At 50.1% G+C, this 15,823-nt stretch carries 22 protein-coding genes and 2 tRNA genes; 5 read left to right on the plus strand and 19 right to left on the minus strand.

Features of this window, described 5'->3' with window-relative positions; all coding sequences use genetic code 11:
- Positions 1 to 134: 134 nt before the first annotated feature.
- The 9 genes from MKZ15_RS15545 to MKZ15_RS15585 all read right to left on the minus strand — a co-directional run bounded on the left by MKZ15_RS15545 (position 135) and on the right by MKZ15_RS15585 (position 4,246).
- Positions 135 to 956: a recombinase RecT gene (locus tag MKZ15_RS15545; protein WP_339816830.1), complete on the minus strand. Its 822-nt coding sequence runs from the start codon at positions 954 to 956 to the stop codon at positions 135 to 137.
- Positions 957 to 967: 11 nt separating this feature from the next.
- Positions 968 to 1,912, minus strand: a complete 945-nt coding sequence (locus MKZ15_RS15550) for a YqaJ viral recombinase family protein (protein WP_339816832.1) — start codon at positions 1,910 to 1,912, stop codon at positions 968 to 970.
- 189 nt (positions 1,913 to 2,101) lie between these two features.
- Complete coding sequence (locus MKZ15_RS15555; protein ID WP_339816833.1) at positions 2,102 to 2,362, minus strand: hypothetical protein; 261 nt, start codon at positions 2,360 to 2,362, stop codon at positions 2,102 to 2,104.
- A 108-nt stretch (positions 2,363 to 2,470) separates the two neighbouring features.
- Entirely contained in the window at positions 2,471 to 2,647 is a 177-nt protein-coding gene (locus MKZ15_RS15560; protein ID WP_339816834.1) for a hypothetical protein, read from the minus strand.
- A complete protein-coding gene (locus MKZ15_RS15565; RefSeq protein WP_339816835.1) occupies positions 2,644 to 2,928 on the minus strand; it encodes a hypothetical protein in 285 nt (94 codons plus the stop codon). Before MKZ15_RS15565 ends, MKZ15_RS15560 begins: the two co-directional genes overlap by 4 nt.
- Positions 2,929 to 2,938: 10 nt before the next feature.
- Positions 2,939 to 3,454, minus strand: a complete 516-nt coding sequence (locus MKZ15_RS15570) for an XRE family transcriptional regulator (RefSeq protein WP_339816837.1) — start codon at positions 3,452 to 3,454, stop codon at positions 2,939 to 2,941.
- Positions 3,455 to 3,545: 91 nt separating this feature from the next.
- Positions 3,546 to 3,791, minus strand: a complete 246-nt coding sequence (locus tag MKZ15_RS15575) for a hypothetical protein (protein WP_339816839.1) — start codon at positions 3,789 to 3,791, stop codon at positions 3,546 to 3,548.
- Between the two features lie 4 nt (positions 3,792 to 3,795).
- Positions 3,796 to 4,089 carry a hypothetical protein gene (locus MKZ15_RS15580; protein WP_339816841.1) on the minus strand — a complete coding sequence of 98 codons (294 nt, stop codon included), beginning with the start codon at positions 4,087 to 4,089 and terminating at the stop codon, positions 3,796 to 3,798.
- 10 nt (positions 4,090 to 4,099) lie between these two features.
- A complete protein-coding gene (locus tag MKZ15_RS15585) occupies positions 4,100 to 4,246 on the minus strand; it encodes a hypothetical protein (protein ID WP_339816843.1) in 147 nt (48 codons plus the stop codon).
- Between the two features lie 85 nt (positions 4,247 to 4,331).
- Here MKZ15_RS15585 and MKZ15_RS15590 point away from each other — a divergent pair, with 85 nt between their 5' ends.
- Positions 4,332 to 4,481, plus strand: coding sequence for a hypothetical protein (locus MKZ15_RS15590; protein ID WP_339816845.1), 150 nt, complete (start codon positions 4,332 to 4,334; stop codon positions 4,479 to 4,481).
- Here the strand turns inward: MKZ15_RS15590 and MKZ15_RS15595 are convergent.
- Complete coding sequence (locus MKZ15_RS15595) at positions 4,459 to 4,605, minus strand: hypothetical protein (protein WP_339816847.1); 147 nt, start codon at positions 4,603 to 4,605, stop codon at positions 4,459 to 4,461. The genes MKZ15_RS15590 and MKZ15_RS15595 overlap by 23 nt on opposite strands.
- Positions 4,606 to 4,649: 44 nt before the next feature.
- Positions 4,650 to 4,904 (minus strand): helix-turn-helix transcriptional regulator, encoded by a 255-nt coding sequence (locus MKZ15_RS15600; protein WP_339816849.1) that lies wholly within the window; start codon positions 4,902 to 4,904, stop codon positions 4,650 to 4,652.
- Positions 4,905 to 5,064: 160 nt separating this feature from the next.
- Between MKZ15_RS15600 and MKZ15_RS15605 the strand changes: the two genes are divergently transcribed.
- The 4 genes from MKZ15_RS15605 to MKZ15_RS15620 all read left to right on the plus strand — a co-directional run bounded on the left by MKZ15_RS15605 (position 5,065) and on the right by MKZ15_RS15620 (position 7,751).
- Positions 5,065 to 5,415 carry a helix-turn-helix domain-containing protein gene (locus tag MKZ15_RS15605; RefSeq protein ID WP_339816851.1) on the plus strand — a complete coding sequence of 117 codons (351 nt, stop codon included), beginning with the start codon at positions 5,065 to 5,067 and terminating at the stop codon, positions 5,413 to 5,415.
- 77 nt (positions 5,416 to 5,492) lie between these two features.
- Entirely contained in the window at positions 5,493 to 5,645 is a 153-nt protein-coding gene (locus tag MKZ15_RS15610) for a hypothetical protein (protein ID WP_339816853.1), read from the plus strand.
- Positions 5,646 to 5,721: 76 nt separating this feature from the next.
- Complete coding sequence (locus MKZ15_RS15615; protein ID WP_339816854.1) at positions 5,722 to 6,591, plus strand: ImmA/IrrE family metallo-endopeptidase; 870 nt, start codon at positions 5,722 to 5,724, stop codon at positions 6,589 to 6,591.
- Positions 6,592 to 6,602: 11 nt separating this feature from the next.
- Positions 6,603 to 7,751 (plus strand): site-specific integrase, encoded by a 1,149-nt coding sequence (locus MKZ15_RS15620; RefSeq protein ID WP_339816855.1) that lies wholly within the window; start codon positions 6,603 to 6,605, stop codon positions 7,749 to 7,751.
- A 111-nt stretch (positions 7,752 to 7,862) separates the two neighbouring features.
- On the opposite strand, the gene MKZ15_RS15625 is transcribed toward MKZ15_RS15620, so the two are convergent.
- The 8 genes from MKZ15_RS15625 to MKZ15_RS15660 all read right to left on the minus strand — a co-directional run bounded on the left by MKZ15_RS15625 (position 7,863) and on the right by MKZ15_RS15660 (position 15,598).
- Positions 7,863 to 7,936: transfer RNA gene (locus MKZ15_RS15625), tRNA-Ile, on the minus strand.
- A 13-nt stretch (positions 7,937 to 7,949) separates the two neighbouring features.
- Positions 7,950 to 8,023 (minus strand) — tRNA-Met (locus tag MKZ15_RS15630).
- Positions 8,024 to 8,083: 60 nt separating this feature from the next.
- Complete coding sequence (locus tag MKZ15_RS15635) at positions 8,084 to 8,248, minus strand: hypothetical protein (protein WP_167521270.1); 165 nt, start codon at positions 8,246 to 8,248, stop codon at positions 8,084 to 8,086.
- Between the two features lie 142 nt (positions 8,249 to 8,390).
- Complete coding sequence (locus MKZ15_RS15640; RefSeq protein WP_213622591.1) at positions 8,391 to 9,893, minus strand: extracellular solute-binding protein; 1,503 nt, start codon at positions 9,891 to 9,893, stop codon at positions 8,391 to 8,393.
- Positions 9,890 to 10,777 (minus strand): ABC transporter ATP-binding protein, encoded by an 888-nt coding sequence (locus MKZ15_RS15645; RefSeq protein WP_155607717.1) that lies wholly within the window; start codon positions 10,775 to 10,777, stop codon positions 9,890 to 9,892. The genes MKZ15_RS15640 and MKZ15_RS15645 overlap by 4 nt, the downstream gene beginning before the upstream one ends.
- Positions 10,778 to 10,780: 3 nt before the next feature.
- On the minus strand, positions 10,781 to 13,681 hold the full coding sequence (locus MKZ15_RS15650) for an FtsX-like permease family protein (RefSeq protein ID WP_339816858.1): 2,901 nt from the start codon (positions 13,679 to 13,681) through the stop codon (positions 10,781 to 10,783).
- Positions 13,681 to 14,790 carry an efflux RND transporter periplasmic adaptor subunit gene (locus MKZ15_RS15655; protein WP_193416329.1) on the minus strand — a complete coding sequence of 370 codons (1,110 nt, stop codon included), beginning with the start codon at positions 14,788 to 14,790 and terminating at the stop codon, positions 13,681 to 13,683. Before MKZ15_RS15655 ends, MKZ15_RS15650 begins: the two co-directional genes overlap by 1 nt.
- Positions 14,753 to 15,598 (minus strand): ABC transporter ATP-binding protein, encoded by an 846-nt coding sequence (locus MKZ15_RS15660; protein ID WP_213622594.1) that lies wholly within the window; start codon positions 15,596 to 15,598, stop codon positions 14,753 to 14,755. The genes MKZ15_RS15655 and MKZ15_RS15660 overlap by 38 nt, the downstream gene beginning before the upstream one ends.
- Between the last annotated feature and the right edge of the window lie 225 nt (positions 15,599 to 15,823).

A 15,823-nucleotide genomic window follows, 5' to 3' on the forward strand; every position in this document is an offset into this window, starting at 1 on the left:
CGTCCATCCCGGGTAAGCCCGGGCGAAGTAAGCCCGCGTCTCCTGTTTGAACTCCTCCTGATCTGACTCCATCAGTTGCCAGATTCGCTCACCCATCATGCTGCGCATTATCGGAGAGCTGGTTAAGCTCTCCATCATTCAAAATCCAGTTCGCCCTGAGGTGTGCTGGCCTGATTCTCAGTCTCATCACCAACACTGTAATCCTCCGGCGTCAGGTCAATCGGGATGTCATCATTACCATCCTGGCTCGCTGGCGATGCTTCAATCTCTTTGCCGTAAGCCTCTTGCATCTCGATCGAGAGGATTCCCCATTTGGAGAGCATATTTCGGATCACCGTCTTCTTTGCCATGGCGTCATAATCTTTCTTCCAGCCGAAATCCGACTTTGAAAACTTCTTGCGATGGGATTCGATCTGGTCTTTTGTCCAGTACACCGATTTACGGAACCCGTTCACTAGTTCAAAGTATCCAGCGTAACCGATAACGGCATCTGATTTCCGCTTCTCGAAATCGAGTTCCAATGCTTCCGTTAAAGGATTCCATTTGACTAACTCGCCCTCATAAACCTCAATAACATTAATGGCCTTATATTGTCCTGTACGCAGCGCCAATTGGATGTAACCCTTATAACCGAGTTGGAACTGCGCTTTTCCGGAATACGGAACGATCCAGGCATACCCGAGGTTCTTGTCCACAGGGAGGTCCAACGTCGCTGCAACGATACAGGATGAGATCACGCTCATCGGTTCTGCCTTGTGCAGCATCGCGTCCGAGTTGTAGAGATTAACGATCGAAGTCATGTATTGAGCTGAGCGCTTATCCAGCAGCTCCTCAAACCGTTTCTTGATTGCCGGTGAATTCAGCAGTGACTTAAGGCTTGTCCCCTGCGGTTTCGCTGGTGCGTTGTTGCCAGAAGCCTTCTCCTGCAGCTTGGTTTCCAATGATGTGTTTGTCATTTAGATCCTCCTCACTTCACCAAAAACCGTCTTGAGGACGAGGTGACAGCGTATTTTTGATAAATGTCCGGCTGTTCTTTCTTCAGCCGAGTTGTGTCAAGTCTAGTGCTGTTACTTGATTTCCAAGTTAAAACCGGATCGCCCTTGAATAGCGCTGTTTCATTCTCGCCAATGATGGACTTGAGTTCGTTCTCGTATGCTTTGACCAACTCTTCAGCAGCCTTGGCATCCTCCTTAGCAGCATGGAGATTCAGAACCAGTTCAGCTTGGGCAGCCGTAAGCTCGATCTCGCTAGCCGGCTTTGATTCAGGATACAGTTTATTCAGAAGATCCACGGAAGCCTGGCTGCCGTCCAGTGCTGGCGGCATGCCCTTAAGAACGTTCCCGTTCCAAAACTCGTCTTCGATCTTGATTAGGGAGTCGATAATTCCGGGATTCCGTTCTACATAGCGATATTCGAACTTATTGCCACCGATCAGGACTGCAAAGAACCCATAATCGACCCCCAATACCGCCATGTAATGCTGTAGTTGGATAGCGTATTCATCCGGCACTCTATCACCTTGCCATTCGTCCGCCTTGTATGAACTGGCCGTCTTGCATTCCAATACACCGCGGCGCTTGTGCTCGTCGGTAATCAGTCGGTCGACATTCCCAAGCATCCAAGGATACTCCGGATGCTTGTACATCTTATTGCTTCGTTGCACCCGGAGCCCGGTACGGGCCATGAATTCCTTCGCCACCAGATCCTCGAGTTGTGTTCCCCAGTAGGCCGCCTCTCCAGCCTCTTCCGGTTCGACCTGTCCGGTTTTCTCCATAAATACGGCTACCGGAGACTTATACCGGTTAAGACCGGCCACCGCAGAAGCATCACTACCGCCGATTCCCCTCTGCCGGAGTTTCAACCAATCCTGACGTTCCATGCCCTTAGTCAGGGCCGCAACGGTCATTGCCATCGTTCATTCTCCCTTCAAATGAAATCGCGGATGCTCATGCCGACTTCGGCGAGTTGCTCTTCCACGGTCGGCCAGTAAAAGAGGTCTTCTTCACAGTCCAGTTCATCCATGTAAAAGTCCTGATCATCCATGGGATTACCTCTCTCTTGTCTGTATCGCCCCGATCTGCTACGATAAGGGCAAGAAAAATTAATAAGTACCAGACACGACCCGTTGCCGCGGGTCGTTTTCTTTTTCGTCATGGACCGCGATTGTTTTCCAATCCACGATGACCGGGCAGTTCTCGATGCTAGAGATCGGGTTATCGTTCTCATCCAAGACCAAAAACTCCGAGAAATCGTCATTACAGAACTGCTTGATCTCAATAACCTCCCGACCCTCGATCTCGGTACCAACTTCAAAGACCCGCGTCGGGTTGCTGACCACTGTCAGCCGCTGAATCACCTGCATGGCTTGTCCTCCTATCTGTTGGATTGATGCGTCAGCCGCATCTCTGGACGCCGAACGGAGAAGGTTATGAAAACCGTCCGACGCCGAGAGACGGGGCCGAAGCCCTGTCTATTCCTTGCTATTCAAGCTCTTATCCAGCCGCCCATTCAAATACGCCGTCTTGATCAGGTGAGCGACCGTACCACTCGTTTCCTTCTCCCAGCTGTTAATCCATGCGATGGTCCGCAGCTCTTTTTCAGTCAATTTACGGCCAATAAGGCGCTCGAGATTGTCCTGTTCAATCACGCCGTCCCCTCCTTGCTTTTCCGGCGTCCATCGGGTAAAATAAACGACAAGAGAGCCTTTTGACGAGTTCTCAACCGAAGCGCCTGGCCTGCCCGCCGGGCGTTTTTTTGCGCTTTCAGATCGGACTTATGCAAGCGAACCATCATCTCAAGGTAGTCGATGTTGCTCTGCAGCTTGTCCGGTGATACGTTATCCGGGTTCTTCTGGATCATCCGCAAATTTCTCGCCGCATTTCTAGCAACAAACCGCACTTCTTCCTCCAAGCTCATCTTTGATTGCATCCTAATTCCCTCATTTCATATATTTTTTGGCCTTCAGCTCCGAGCGATGTTCTCGCCATGCACCAAAGTAGGAGAAGCAATATTCCCGGCATAATACCGTCACGTAATGCATCAGAGCTGTTATGGCTTCGATGCTCTCCATAATGGCCGCCTTGATCCTAAGCATCTCCTGTTGCCCCAGTTGCTCCCTGGTCTTAGTGATCGGTGCCCGTTGCAAAGCCTCCTGCGCTTCACCGATTTCCTCCAAAACCTTGATATGCACGCTCGTCCTATGTAAATCAACGCCGTTTAGCCATGGGACGAATGCCCCATCCGTTATCTCTCCAGCTGCTGCAATGAAGAGCCTGCCGTCATCGTAGTGCTGTGCCGCCGCTTTCATGACCGGCTCTGTCGGTTTACGGCTACCTTTGAGGATTTTTCCTATAAGCGATCCGTCAACATGAGCTGCCTTACCCGCCTTAGCCAGGGTATCCCCGGTTTGATCAAGCACCTCTTCGAGTGCTGTTGAAAAATGTCCAACTGCCAATTTACATTTACCTCCTTTGTCCAATTAAGAGGGATGCTTTTGGACATGGGGCTGTTGTAATATGGTTTTGTGAGAAACAACATTCCCCATGTCATCCCCTCATCCGCCGGCGGCCGGTACCGCCCCGGCGGGTTTCTTCTATTCTCTTAATTCCTTCCCAGGCATCCCGCAGGATCCGCTTTCGTTCCAACTGTGATAGAGCTCCAGGATTAACCGAATAGTGTGGCAACGATACGTCTAGGGCTTCTTCCATCGACATTCCCTTGACCATCACCCGTGTAACGATCGCTGCGATCAACCCAGAACGAGAGCTTTGCCGCATCCATCTGAATCGCATCCCATCACCCCCGCGATTTAAGCCATTCGTAGAACTCCCATTTCAAACAGCGGATGCCATCTCCCTTTTTACGAGAACCATCCAGATGCGGGAAGGTAGGATCGTTTGCTGCAAATGTCAGTGTAGGTCTCGACCATCCCATCAGTTCAAGAATGTGTTTTGATTGAAGAACTTCTGGATATTGCGATGATTGCAACTCCTTCAGTTCTTTCTCCAGCTTTTCATTACGCTCGGCCAAGTCAGCGGCCAGCCTTAGTGCTTCAGCCAGGGTGGAAGGTGTTTTAAGCGCTCTTGCCATGATCCCCCTCCTATTCGAATTTCACGAGTACGTATCGGCTGCGGCTTGGTTCGTGGCTGCGATAATCAAGCACCCAGCCTTCTTTCAGCAGTTGGTTGACCTCATCCGCGTCCTTCGTTTCGCGGACCTCTTTGATGTCTTGTAGGTTGTGGTTCAACTTGGGTCCTACCTCCGTGTTGTACCTCCTAATTTCTGCTAAAATGGGATTGTCCAGATCACATTGCAGAAGGGAGGTGTTGATCTTGGAAGATAAGCAAATTGCAAAAGAAATCTTAATTGCATTAATTCAAAACAACGGCCTCAGAATGGACTACTATCCTGATGCCCAGACACCTGCAATAGCTGTCGGCAAAGCGTATCAAGAAATTCTTAAAGCCGTGAAAGAGGATTAATGCCATCGAGAGTTTCAATTGCCTTGGAGATAGCCACCACGATCTCCGGGGCAATTGGATCTCGACTCAGCTCCTTGACCAGTGCTTCTATTACGGCCTTCATTGCTTCATCCCGCTTTTCCACCTATCCCACCTCCTTCCGTTCGGATGATCCAGGTTGTGGTCCAATCAGACAACCTCCTTCTTTTCAGAAGCCACGAATTGCCCGCCATTCAACTTTTCGTGGATTTCTTCATCAAAAAAAATAGCAACTGGTTCAGATAAGGCCTTCGCAATTGCCTCCACTTCGTTTGCTGTAATTGTACGTTTGCCATTTTCCTTCATATTGTAGTTAGAAACAGTCATTCCTGATTCGGCAGCGACAAAAGTTTGCGTTATACCCTTCGACTGTCTAATTAATTTAATTCGTTCATGCAGTTCCAATGTATATCACCTCTATTCCACATAAAGTTGAACTAATAAATTTATTTTATATCCACTTTACGTGGAAGTCAACGATTTTTTAAACTTTTAGTTGAATTTGTTTAACGCACAGTGAAATGTTGGTATTCTATTAGTAAGAAATTAATAAGGCGGTATTACTATGAGTTTGGGAAGTAGATTAAAAAAGGAAAGAGAGATAAAAGGTTGGTCTCAGATTTACGTTGCAGAGAAGCTTGGGATCACTAATACTGTTCTTTCAAATTATGAGCGTGATTACCGCGATCCAGATACAACAACGCTAGCAAAATTGGCAGATTTGTATGATGTAGATGCTGATTATCTATTGGGTCGTTCTAGTACTCGTAAAAAAACAGAAAACAGCCTCTCCTTCTTTGACGGCCCAGACAAATACACTCCTGACGAAATAGCCGAAATGGAGGCTGCCTTGGAACGGTACCGTGAGATGAAACGGAGAGCTGCTGAAGAAGCAAAGAAGGATATTAAAAAGTAGCAATCCGAGAAGCCAGAAATGGCTCTTCTTTTTCACCACTTAACCAAACATACATTCTTATTGAGGAGATAATTTCCATGATCCGAATCGGAGTGTTTAACGGAAGCGGTAGCAGAGACAAGCCTCAGCCAATGATTATCAAATCAGATAATGTGATGCCCGATCCAAACACCATAAGTTTTTTCGCATCAAATCAGAATATGCCTTCTGATAAAGAAAAGAACTCATAATTTATATGAAGCCGGAAACGGCTTTTCTTTTCCAGTACAAACCGAACGTACATTCCCAACATAGAGGTGATTGCATATGAAATTCGCCCATTATCATGAAACCGTGCTCGAGCAATGGATCAATGATCAATACCGTTCGAACCAAATTTTGTCCGCTGACGACCTCGATATCAGCCGGATCGCAGCCATGTTTGGTGTTGATCTTGGTTTTGATATCTGTAGATCCTTCTCAGACAATAACGAAGGTGTCATCATCCTCGATAAGCGAGAAAGTCTAATTCGCTCTCGAATGGTATTCTTCCATGAGCTCTGCCATGTGCTCCGGCACGTAGGTGATCAACGTAAAATGCCTGAACTATTCCTTGAAGCTCAAGAAGCCGACGCAAATGCGTTTCTACTCTACGCTTCCATGCCGTTTTATATGATCCATGAGCTCAGACTTCCAATACTGCAAAACGATGTCATTGAATACCTGGCATCGACTTTTCAGGTGCCGATGAAGCTTGCGAGAGATCGTCTTGAGCAGATCCAGCGAAGAGAATTCCAAGGGATCATGATGGCTGCTGCGAAGCAACACGGCCTACGGAAACATACCGAGCCGGCCGGCACCCCCCCGCCTCCTGAAACGAAAATCTATGCTTATTACGATCCAACCGGTGAATTCGACGCTCCCTCTCAGTTGATCGTAGAGGTTGATACCGAAACGATGCTGAACCATGACGAAATCATTTTTGCACTTGACGGACCATTCGAAAGCATTGAAGAGAACCAGTTGGATGTTTTCGATGATAGCAAACCTGTCCTTTTCGCCGACATGACCGTCAGAGACGACAAAATTGGTGTGCGTTTGAGCAGTTTGGCGGCAAGGTACCGGAACGCGGTTCATAAGTTTGTGATTCAAAAGAAAGAGATCGAGGAAGTCCTGCACTTCTATGGTGCATTTTAGGAGGAGGCTATATGAAAGGACGCACTTTTAAAAGAGGATCGACCTGGACATTTGTAGTTGACATCCCTCCTGATCCTGTAACCGGTGCACGTAGACAAAAGAAAAAGGGTGGATTCCCAACTCAACAAGCAGCCGAGTACGCTTGCGCAGAGCTGATCGCTTCGATGAGCAAGAGCACCTATGTACCGGATAACAACATTACAATTAAAGAACTTCTAGAGACTTGGCTTGAAGAATATGCAAAACCTAATTACAAACCAACAGTGTATGATGTCGAGTCTACCATCGTAAACAAGCGGATCATCCCGGTCATCGGGAAGCAACGAGTGCAACAAATCAAGCCTTTGACAATCGCTCGTTTCTACAATGAGTTATCCAAAAAATATTCACCAGACTATGTAAGGCATATACACGCAATTCTAAGGAAAGCTTTCCGATTGGCGAGTAAGTGGGAGATGATTTCAACAAACCCAATCGAGAAGGTAGAAGCTCCAAAATTACGGAAAACCGAGATGAAAATCTGGACGATGGAGCAATGCATGCACTTCCTTAATATTGCTGAAGGGCATGTTCATTATATCGTCTACTCATTAGCCATCCACACAGGGATGAGAAAAGGCGAAATACTTGGGTTGCGGTGGAAGGATATAAATATGGAGGGAAAGTCGTTAACGATCCAACAGACAGTAAACTGGACACCATCAGAGGGTATAATTATTCAGGATACCAAGACGGCCAGCTCGACGAGAAGGATCTCAATCGGTTCCCTTCTCATAAATGATCTGGTACAGCAGAAAGAGGTCATAAAGGCAAACAAAGAGCAGTTCGGCAACAAGTATCAGGATAATGACCTAGTTTGCTGCTACGAGAACGGGGAACCGATTAAACCTCGTCGTATTACTGAAACATTTGCCTACCTGACAAATAAATCCGGGTTACCAAAAATTCGTTTTCACGATCTCCGTCATTCTCACGCATCAATGCTTCTGAATAATGGAGTCAATCCGAAAATTGGTGCTGAACGACTCGGTCATAGCAGTGTTCAAATTTATCTTGATCGTTACTCACACCTGCTTCCGGACATGCAACGTGACGCCGTTGATCTGGTCGAAGAAAAGATGAAAAGTATCAAAAATCCTGTGGATAAACCAACTTCGTGACCATTTGCGTGACCAAAACAGTAATTCTACCCTACCCAAACTTGCCTACTACCGCTAAACTAACCCCGAACAAAGCAAAAACCCCTTGATTATCAAGAGGTTTCGCGCGTATGGGCCCTACAGGACTCGAACCTGTGACCAATCGGTTATGAGCCGACCGCTCTAACCAACTGAGCTAAGGGCCCGGGGAAGCTTGGATTGCGGGGGCAGGATTTGAACCTGCGGCCTTCGGGTTATGAGCCCGACGAGCTACCGGGCTGCTCCACCCCGCGTCAATAAATAGCGACAATTAATAATATACACGATTCCTGCGGGGCACGTCAAGCAATACATTATGGAATGAAGCGTACGCCGTATTTGCCCTTGCGCGAACGAAAAATTTCAATTTGCCGCATGTCGTCGAAACCGTAGATCCAGCCGTCTTGCTCCAATCGTCGAGCCAGGCATCCGGCTTGGAATTTCGTTCTGTACAATTTATTGAAATAGATCCACCGCATGACTTTTTCGTCCATCCTTTCTTCAACTAGAGCAAATTGTCCTTGCCTATAGAATACCCAACCTTAACAAAAAAAGCCGCCGGATTCTGCCCGGCGGCCTCGGATTGCTCTGGTAATTTCTGTTTTTTCCTGAAACTGCGGATTAACCTTTAATAATGGTTCCGTCAGCGGCAGCTCCTTCTTGCGGAACGAATGGCGTACCATCCTCCTGGAATTGGGTCTTCGGATTGTTCTTAATCTCCTGCAGCATCTTGTTGCCCTTTTCTTCCCATTCCTTGAGCGCCTCTGCCGGCGTTTTCTTGTTCTCCAGGACCTCCTGGAAGAACTTACGCCCACTGTCCGTCACGCTGTAAAGCCCCGGTTTCTCGCTCATCAGCTTATCCTGCTTCGGATCGTTAGGAGGTGTTGGCTTCAGCAAATAAAACGCCTGGATATTGTAATCGAGCCCGGATTTCGGCTTGATATACGATTTACGGGCCAGCATCTCATACGAGTTGCTGCGCGATTTCAATTTCGCCCAATCTTCTCCATTAATGAATTTGATAAAGTCCCAGGCCGTATCCGCATTCGGAGCCGCGCTGTTAATTGCGAACGTATTGCTGAGCCAAATGTTGCCGCCAACGCCCGGCTTCTCTGGATGAGACGGCAAAGTCACGACATCCCAATCTACGGGCTTGAAGTTTTTGATTTTCGAAGCATTGTTATTGGCATCGGAAATTTCATTGATGTAGTAGCTCTCGCCAATGGTCATGGCGACTTTCCCAGATAGGAACAGATCGCTGCTGATCGAAGACCAATCACTACCGTCCATCGGATTGCTGGTGTTGTCCGGAATTACTTTGTCTTTCGATAGCTTGCTGATCGTTTCCCAAACCTTGGTCCACTGCGGCGTGTTGACCGTCATCGTTTCGGCTTTGTCGTCGTACGTCTTCAACTGCAGCGAGTTGACGTAGCTGTATTGCATATCCCAGAACGGGTCATTGCCTACATAACGGTTGAAGGAGAATCCGTAAACTCGGTCTTTACCTTCCCCTTTAGCCACCCGCCGTGCCAGGTTAAACACGTCATCCCAAGTCATGTTATCGGTTGGCGGCTCTACGCCGGCATCCGTGAACATCTTTTTATTGTAGAACAGGGCCGAAGAAGAGAAGCTAGGCGTTAAGGCGTACAAGCTGCCTTCCCCGAGATCCTTAATTCCGTCAATGACTGCCGGGACATAGTCGGACGTATCGAATTTGTCTTCCTGGATCAAGGGATCCAGCTGCTTCACCATATTTTCCTTGATCAGTTGGTTCAGCACCGATGTGTCGGTTACGACAACGTCGACCGGATTGCTACCCGTCATAATTTTCTTCATATTATCCAGATAATCGGGTTGCACGTAAGGCTGCGAGTTATCTTGATAACGGTATTGCGACTGGTCGATGGCAGGCACAACCTCGATACGTACGTTTTGATGCGTAAACTCATAGACATCGGTATATTGCTGCCGGAAATAAGAATCGTCGTAACTGCCATAAAGCACGCCGATACGCAGCACTTTCTCCTGTTCAGGGTCCGCTGCCTTGCTGCCATTGCAGCCGGCCAGCAGGCCTAATGCCAGCGTTGCCGCTAGCGAAACGGATAATAATTTTTTCAACCTCATGATGGATCCCCCTCCAATGATTTAGGTGCGGTAATAATGATTTTCTCCCCGTCAAATTCCATGCTCGCCCGGCCGCTGATCCCGACGGATTCCAAATATTCCTTCGGAACCTGCAAGCGCCCCACGCGGTCGACAACGACGAAGGCCTCGTGAACCTCCTGAAGTCCGCCCGCACCGAGTTCCGCTGCCGCCAAATCGAGATTCGGATTCCGCTTCAAGAATTCAGTGCTCGTCAATCCGTCGCGGATAGCGACCACGCGGTCCACTTTCCCTGCGAGCGTTAAATCGTGCGTGACGATGACAACCGTGATTCCAAGCTCCCGATTCACCTCGCGAAAGATCTGCATGATCTGATCGGAGGTTGCCGTGTCGACCGAACCCGTCGGTTCGTCGGCCAACAGCAACTTCGGCCGGTTGGATAGCGAGATGGCAATCGCGACCCGCTGCTGTTCCCCGCCGGAGAGCTGATGCAGCTTGTTATGCATTCGGTCTTTCAGACCCACTCGTTCCAGCAGTTCTCTTGCATAAGCCCGATCCAGCTTGCCGGTGAGCAGCATCGGCATTTCCACGTTCTCCAGTGCGGTCAAATAAGGAAGCAGGTTGCGAGCGTTATTTTGCCAAACAAAGCCCACCGTATTCCGTTTATACTCCACCAACTGGTCATCGCGGATCTTGAGCAAATCCCAACCTCCGACCGTAACCTGACCTGCCGACGGGCGATCCAAACCGCCGAGGATGTTCAAGAGCGTCGATTTGCCGCTACCGCTATTGCCGATGATCGCCATCATCTCGCCCTGTTCTACGGTTAAGTTCAGGCCTTGGAGCGCAACGACTTCGATATCTTCGGATTTAAAAATTTTGACAAGTCCTTCGCAATGAATCATCCCTTAGCGCTCCTCTCCCATTTTTACCGCCTGATGCACGCGCAGTCGCCGGATTTGCCAGAAGAGCAGACCGGCTCCCATCAACAGCATCACGAACACGACGACGTACAACTGCAGGGTATCTTGGGAATCGAACACGATCCGAAACGGAGGCACTTGCGTTGTCACGTTGTCTGCCGTTTGCAGGAATGGCAAGTACAGCTTGCCGGCGATTTTCCCGATGACGATCCCAAGCACGATCGACAGGCCTGCGGTTAGGATTTGTTCAGCCAGCAGCATAAACGTCAACTGCTTACGAGATAAGCCCATTGCCCGCAAGATCCCGAATTGGACGACCCGGCCCGACAAATTGAAAAACCAGTAAAGCACATACCCAATCAACGAAACGATCACCGAGACGAGAAAGCCGAGGCTTAATATCCCGAATACGCCGCCCCGAGTCGGGTGCTTGCTCTGGGCCGCTAATTCGCTGCGTACATCGTCAACCGAATAAAGTTCGATCCCTTCGTTCGCCAGCTTGGTAATCAACGGCGCAACCTTGGCTCCCGGCTTCATTTTGAGCCATACCTCATACGGAATGAGGGGAACCTGGTCGTAGATATAGTCCAAATTCGCGATAATAAACGGCGTTTGGTCCGGGTATTGGCTAGGCCAATACGGCAAGATTCCATAAACGGCAAATTCCACCGTCTGCTCACCCAAGGCCACCGTAAACACGTCGCCCGGCTTCAATTTGTATTTCTCCGCCAAGGTAGACGGTACCAAAGCCGCGCTTTCATTCATGCCGAGAAAATTCAGATAGTTGAATGGGTGCGTCGGAAACAGATCGTTCCGGAACCAAGCCACCTGGGCGAAATCAACATTGTCGATCCCCATCACGTTGCCTTGGCCCGCCGAACGGCCGGAGACGATGATATTCCCTTTCGTCTGCAGCACGCGCGCCGCATGCTCGACCCCATCCAGTTTTCGAAAGACCTCGAACGGGGGCTCGGAATAATTCACCTTTGTCGGAGTGGGGTTCTGCCCACCGCCGCCCGGTCCGCCACCCGGTCTTCCTCCCGGGTTCCCGCCGCCGCCTGAACCTCCAGAGCCCCCGCCTTGACCTTGGCCGGAGCCTCCTTGGGAAGGGCGAGTAATCTCAGGCGTGCCTTCCCATACCGTCCGCATGATCACGTCCGCTCCGTATTTATACAGCGTCCGCTCCGTCGAATTCAGGTCGATCGTCCGGGCTGCCGAGGCGTTATATACCCCTAGTCCCAGCGTTAACACGAGCAGGATCATCAACGGATAATAGGAGGAAGACGACCTGGATAATTGGGTCAAGCTTAGGTAGTACGGAACCGGCAACCACTTCTTGCCGATCCAGCCGATCAACTTCAGCAACCACGGGAATACCCGCAGGAAAAATAGCCCGATCGAGAAAATCGCCAACGCCGGAACGAAGAACAAAAACGGCTGTACTTGCAACTCATCCGTCGTCATCCCCGTCTGGAACGTCAACATCTGGCGCTGATTAAACATGTAATAGCCGTAACCCGAAATCCCCATCAGGACGATATCCAGGAACCACCGCTGCCAGAACGGAGCCCGATCGGAGCGGGCTTGCTTCTGCTTGGTCTTGACGATCGAAGATCGGGCGAACGAGACCGCAGGCAGCAAAGTAGCCAGGATGGCGATAATGACCGCCGCCGCGCCTAACGCCAGAGCGTCGGAATTGAATCCGACCGGAATGGACTTTCGATTCACGAAGGTCAGGAAGCCGTCCGCCGATCCGATGCTCTTCGACATAAACCAACCAAGCAATGGGCCCGCGATCAACGCGACCGCACCCAGAATCAAGCTTTCAAATAAATAGATCAAGATAATCTGCTTCGTGGAAGCTCCGCGGCTTCGCAGCACGGCGATATCGCTCTGCTGCTTGTCAAGGGCTTGGCGGGCGTTCATGACGATATAATAGAACACCATAGCAATCATCGGTGCCGCCAGCGTAAACAATAGGGTCTGCATCTGCAAGCTTTGCTTGCGGAAATCATTCAACAGACTGCCGAAGGAAACGTCCACCTTTGTGTCTTTCAGCTTCTGGTACAACTCCACATTCAGTCGGTCCAACGTGTCCGACAATGGAGACAGCTGACTCGTTTTGATCTCACCGAGATCGAAAGCGTAATACCAGCTGGAATTATGCAGCGGAATCGATAAACGATTCAGCAAGTTTTCGTTAAACACTTGATCCGGGACGTAGAAGTTGTTCATCATCCCTTCAAAACCCTGGTACCAATACGGATCATTTTCATTAGTCAACTGGAAGGTGCCGACGATCTTGACTTTCAGCGTCACGTCAACACCGCTGTACACAGGATACTCCATCACGTCGCCAACGTGCAGGTCCTGGCGGTACATCGCCTCCTCCAGCATCAGAGCCTCAAGCGTATCGCCGTCGGCTCGATCTGAGTACAGCTGGCCGCCGGATAGGGAAATATGATCCTGCAATCCGCTCATAGACACAATCGACATCGTCCGGGTACGGCTTGCATCCACTTTGGTTGGATCCTCCGGGAATACCTCCGTGCTCCGGATCGACCGCGTATTGACGTAGGCGTCATGAGGGAAGCCGATTTCTTTCGGCACCTCGTCGACGATATATTGATTAACGGCCGCAAGAGCAGCAGGATCCGTCTTCGTGCCGCCCGAAGCCTGATAGCTCATGATCAGCGAACCCGCAGGAAGCCCTTCGCTTTCGGCTTTCAGGGTGGTCGCGACGACCCGTTTCAACGACCCGTCGGAATACATCGGAATGCTGACCGTAAACGAGACGGCGACGATCAGGCCCAGTAAAGTACTTAACGTCAGCCATTTCGTGTTCCACATTTTGCGGAACAGCAATCGTAATAAAGGTACTCCCATTAACGACCCACTACTTTCTGTCCCGGCGTGAGTCCTTTAACGATTTCCACGTCGGTCGAGGTTTGAATGCCTACCTCGACATCGGCTTCGCGTTTCGTTCCGTCCTCCTCTACGACCTGGACGTAAGTGCGCGAGCCGATCGTCCGTAGGGCGGAAATCGGAATCAATACGGCGTTTTCCTTGCGTTCCGTCACGATGGACACGCTAAGCGGACGGCCGCGTTCAATGCCCTCCGGCCATTTATCGAGTTGAACGACCAGATATTTATCGATCGTATCTTTCTCTGGAGGAGTGGCTCCACCCCCGCCGCCGTTACCGTTTCCGTTATCGGATGAACCGGTATCGACCGGCATCACTTTTACTTTACCGTCGAATACGCCGGCCGCATTGATGTCGACCTTCGCCTTCATGCCAACGGCGACCTTCGCCAAATCTTCCTTGGCAAACTGAGCCGCTACCACCAGTGACGATGTATCGGACAACACCGCTACCGTGTCGTAAGCTTTAATCGCCGCACCCTTCTGGGCGGAGACGGAAACTACCGTGCCGGAGAACGGCGCCCGCAAGGTACCGTCCGCAATCGTTTTCTCCAAATCCTCCAGCGCTTGGCGCTGTTCCTCAAAAACGATAGAGGCTTCCTCGAATTCGATCGGGTCCTTCTCATCCTTCGTACGCAGCAGCTCCTTCATGGAGATTTCCTGCTTGCGGAATTCCAGCTTCTTCTTACGCAAGTCCTTCTGCAGGTCTTCTACGTCCAGTTGAATCAGAGCGTCGCCCTGCTTGACCTTATCTCCCGCCTTGACCATGACTTCCTTCACGTGGAGATTATCCTCCGTAAAAAATAACGGTTCCTCCCGCTGGCTCATAATCTTGCCAACCGCACTGACTTTGAGCTCTATCGTCTCCGTGCGTACCTCATACTCCGGTTTCTTCGAGATCGTCGGCGGCGTGATGACCGGCAGGTCCTCCTCCGCTTCTTCGTTCGGCAGCAAGGCACAGCCCGTGGATGCCACCAAAGACAAGCTTAGGGATAAAATCCCCAGCGTTCGAAATAGCCCCGATTTCCCTCCTTTACCCGATAAATTTGCCATCCACCATTTCGTAAACATGGTCCGCTACCTCCAGGATTGTAGGATCGTGTGTGGTCATACAGATTGTCACGTGTTCGGTCTGTATGATGTTCTTGAATACTGCCATGACTTGTGCTCCCATTTGCGAATCGAGATTGGCCGTCGGTTCATCCGCCAACAGTAGCTTTGGACGGTGAGCGATCGCTTTGGCGATCGCCACCCGCTGCTGTTCCCCCCCGGACAGTTCGAACGGGCGGTGGAACATCCGCTTGCCCAGCCCTACGAGCTCCAAGCAGTGGGTTACGCGCCGCTTCCATTCTTGGGGCGGAACTCCCGCCATTCGGAGCGACAGCTCGACATTCTCCCAGGCAGACAGCAACGGAAGTAAAGCATACGCTTGGAAAATAAAGCCGATCTGATCCCGGCGCAGCAGCGTCCGTTTATCGTCGTTCAACTCATGAAGCGGCTGGCCTCGGAACCAAATTTCGCCCGACGTCGGCTGATCCAATCCGCCGAGCATATTGAGCAGCGTCGTTTTGCCCGAGCCGGAACGCCCTTTAAGCATCACCAACTGACCGGAAAGCACCTCCATGTTGATCCCTTTCAAAACCTGGATTTCTCCTCCGCCAACCGGAAAAGAACGCCGAACTTCTCTGACCGACAAGATGGGTCCGGTCTCTTTCTCCGGTTCTTCTTCTAGCGCACGAGTTGCAATGACCTCGGCGGTTGCATCCTCTATGGCCGTCTCCTCCGAGGCGATAGCGACTTCCGCTTCCGCCTGCGGGACCGGAGAGTCCGCTCCGGACTGAACTTCGACTTTTTCTGGTTTACGAAGCCATCGCATCATCGTGTATCGTTCTCCCATTTTCCTAATTTGTGATTCTGCCTCGTCTTGCTCTTCTTGACCTTGTCTAGCAATTCATTTACGTCTTGCATTATAAACGAAATACTATGGCAAAAAGTTACAACGAAATGAACGAATGGGAACATTTTTCTTCCAGATTTTAAGCGCTGATGCTAGGTTACAATCCTGTTAGAATTAAGGAGAATTCTACTAGAATCGGCAAGGAGA

This window comes from Paenibacillus sp. FSL R7-0216 (assembly GCF_037969915.1).
GTDB classification, from domain to species: Bacteria; Bacillota; Bacilli; order Paenibacillales; family Paenibacillaceae; genus Fontibacillus; species Fontibacillus rhizolycopersici.

What these genes read in the sequence shown, in the direction of transcription:
- MKZ15_RS15545 (WP_339816830.1), bottom strand. Translation starts at nt 956, where the DNA reads ATGACAAACACATCATTGGAAACCAAGCTGCAGGAGAAGGCTTCTGGC.
- MKZ15_RS15550 (WP_339816832.1), bottom strand. Translation starts at nt 1,912, where the DNA reads ATGGCAATGACCGTTGCGGCCCTGACTAAGGGCATGGAACGTCAGGAT.
- MKZ15_RS15555 (WP_339816833.1), bottom strand. Translation starts at nt 2,362, where the DNA reads ATGCAGGTGATTCAGCGGCTGACAGTGGTCAGCAACCCGACGCGGGTC.
- MKZ15_RS15565 (WP_339816835.1), bottom strand. Translation starts at nt 2,928, where the DNA reads ATGCAATCAAAGATGAGCTTGGAGGAAGAAGTGCGGTTTGTTGCTAGA.
- MKZ15_RS15575 (WP_339816839.1), bottom strand. Translation starts at nt 3,791, where the DNA reads ATGCGATTCAGATGGATGCGGCAAAGCTCTCGTTCTGGGTTGATCGCA.
- MKZ15_RS15580 (WP_339816841.1), bottom strand. Translation starts at nt 4,089, where the DNA reads ATGGCAAGAGCGCTTAAAACACCTTCCACCCTGGCTGAAGCACTAAGG.
- MKZ15_RS15605 (WP_339816851.1), top strand. Translation starts at nt 5,065, where the DNA reads ATGAGTTTGGGAAGTAGATTAAAAAAGGAAAGAGAGATAAAAGGTTGG.
- MKZ15_RS15610 (WP_339816853.1), top strand. Translation starts at nt 5,493, where the DNA reads ATGATCCGAATCGGAGTGTTTAACGGAAGCGGTAGCAGAGACAAGCCT.
- MKZ15_RS15615 (WP_339816854.1), top strand. Translation starts at nt 5,722, where the DNA reads ATGAAATTCGCCCATTATCATGAAACCGTGCTCGAGCAATGGATCAAT.
- MKZ15_RS15620 (WP_339816855.1), top strand. Translation starts at nt 6,603, where the DNA reads ATGAAAGGACGCACTTTTAAAAGAGGATCGACCTGGACATTTGTAGTT.
- MKZ15_RS15635 (WP_167521270.1), bottom strand. Translation starts at nt 8,248, where the DNA reads ATGCGGTGGATCTATTTCAATAAATTGTACAGAACGAAATTCCAAGCC.
- MKZ15_RS15640 (WP_213622591.1), bottom strand. Translation starts at nt 9,893, where the DNA reads ATGAGGTTGAAAAAATTATTATCCGTTTCGCTAGCGGCAACGCTGGCA.
- MKZ15_RS15645 (WP_155607717.1), bottom strand. Translation starts at nt 10,777, where the DNA reads ATGATTCATTGCGAAGGACTTGTCAAAATTTTTAAATCCGAAGATATC.
- MKZ15_RS15650 (WP_339816858.1), bottom strand. Translation starts at nt 13,681, where the DNA reads ATGGGAGTACCTTTATTACGATTGCTGTTCCGCAAAATGTGGAACACG.
- MKZ15_RS15655 (WP_193416329.1), bottom strand. Translation starts at nt 14,790, where the DNA reads ATGTTTACGAAATGGTGGATGGCAAATTTATCGGGTAAAGGAGGGAAA.
- MKZ15_RS15660 (WP_213622594.1), bottom strand. Translation starts at nt 15,598, where the DNA reads ATGATGCGATGGCTTCGTAAACCAGAAAAAGTCGAAGTTCAGTCCGGA.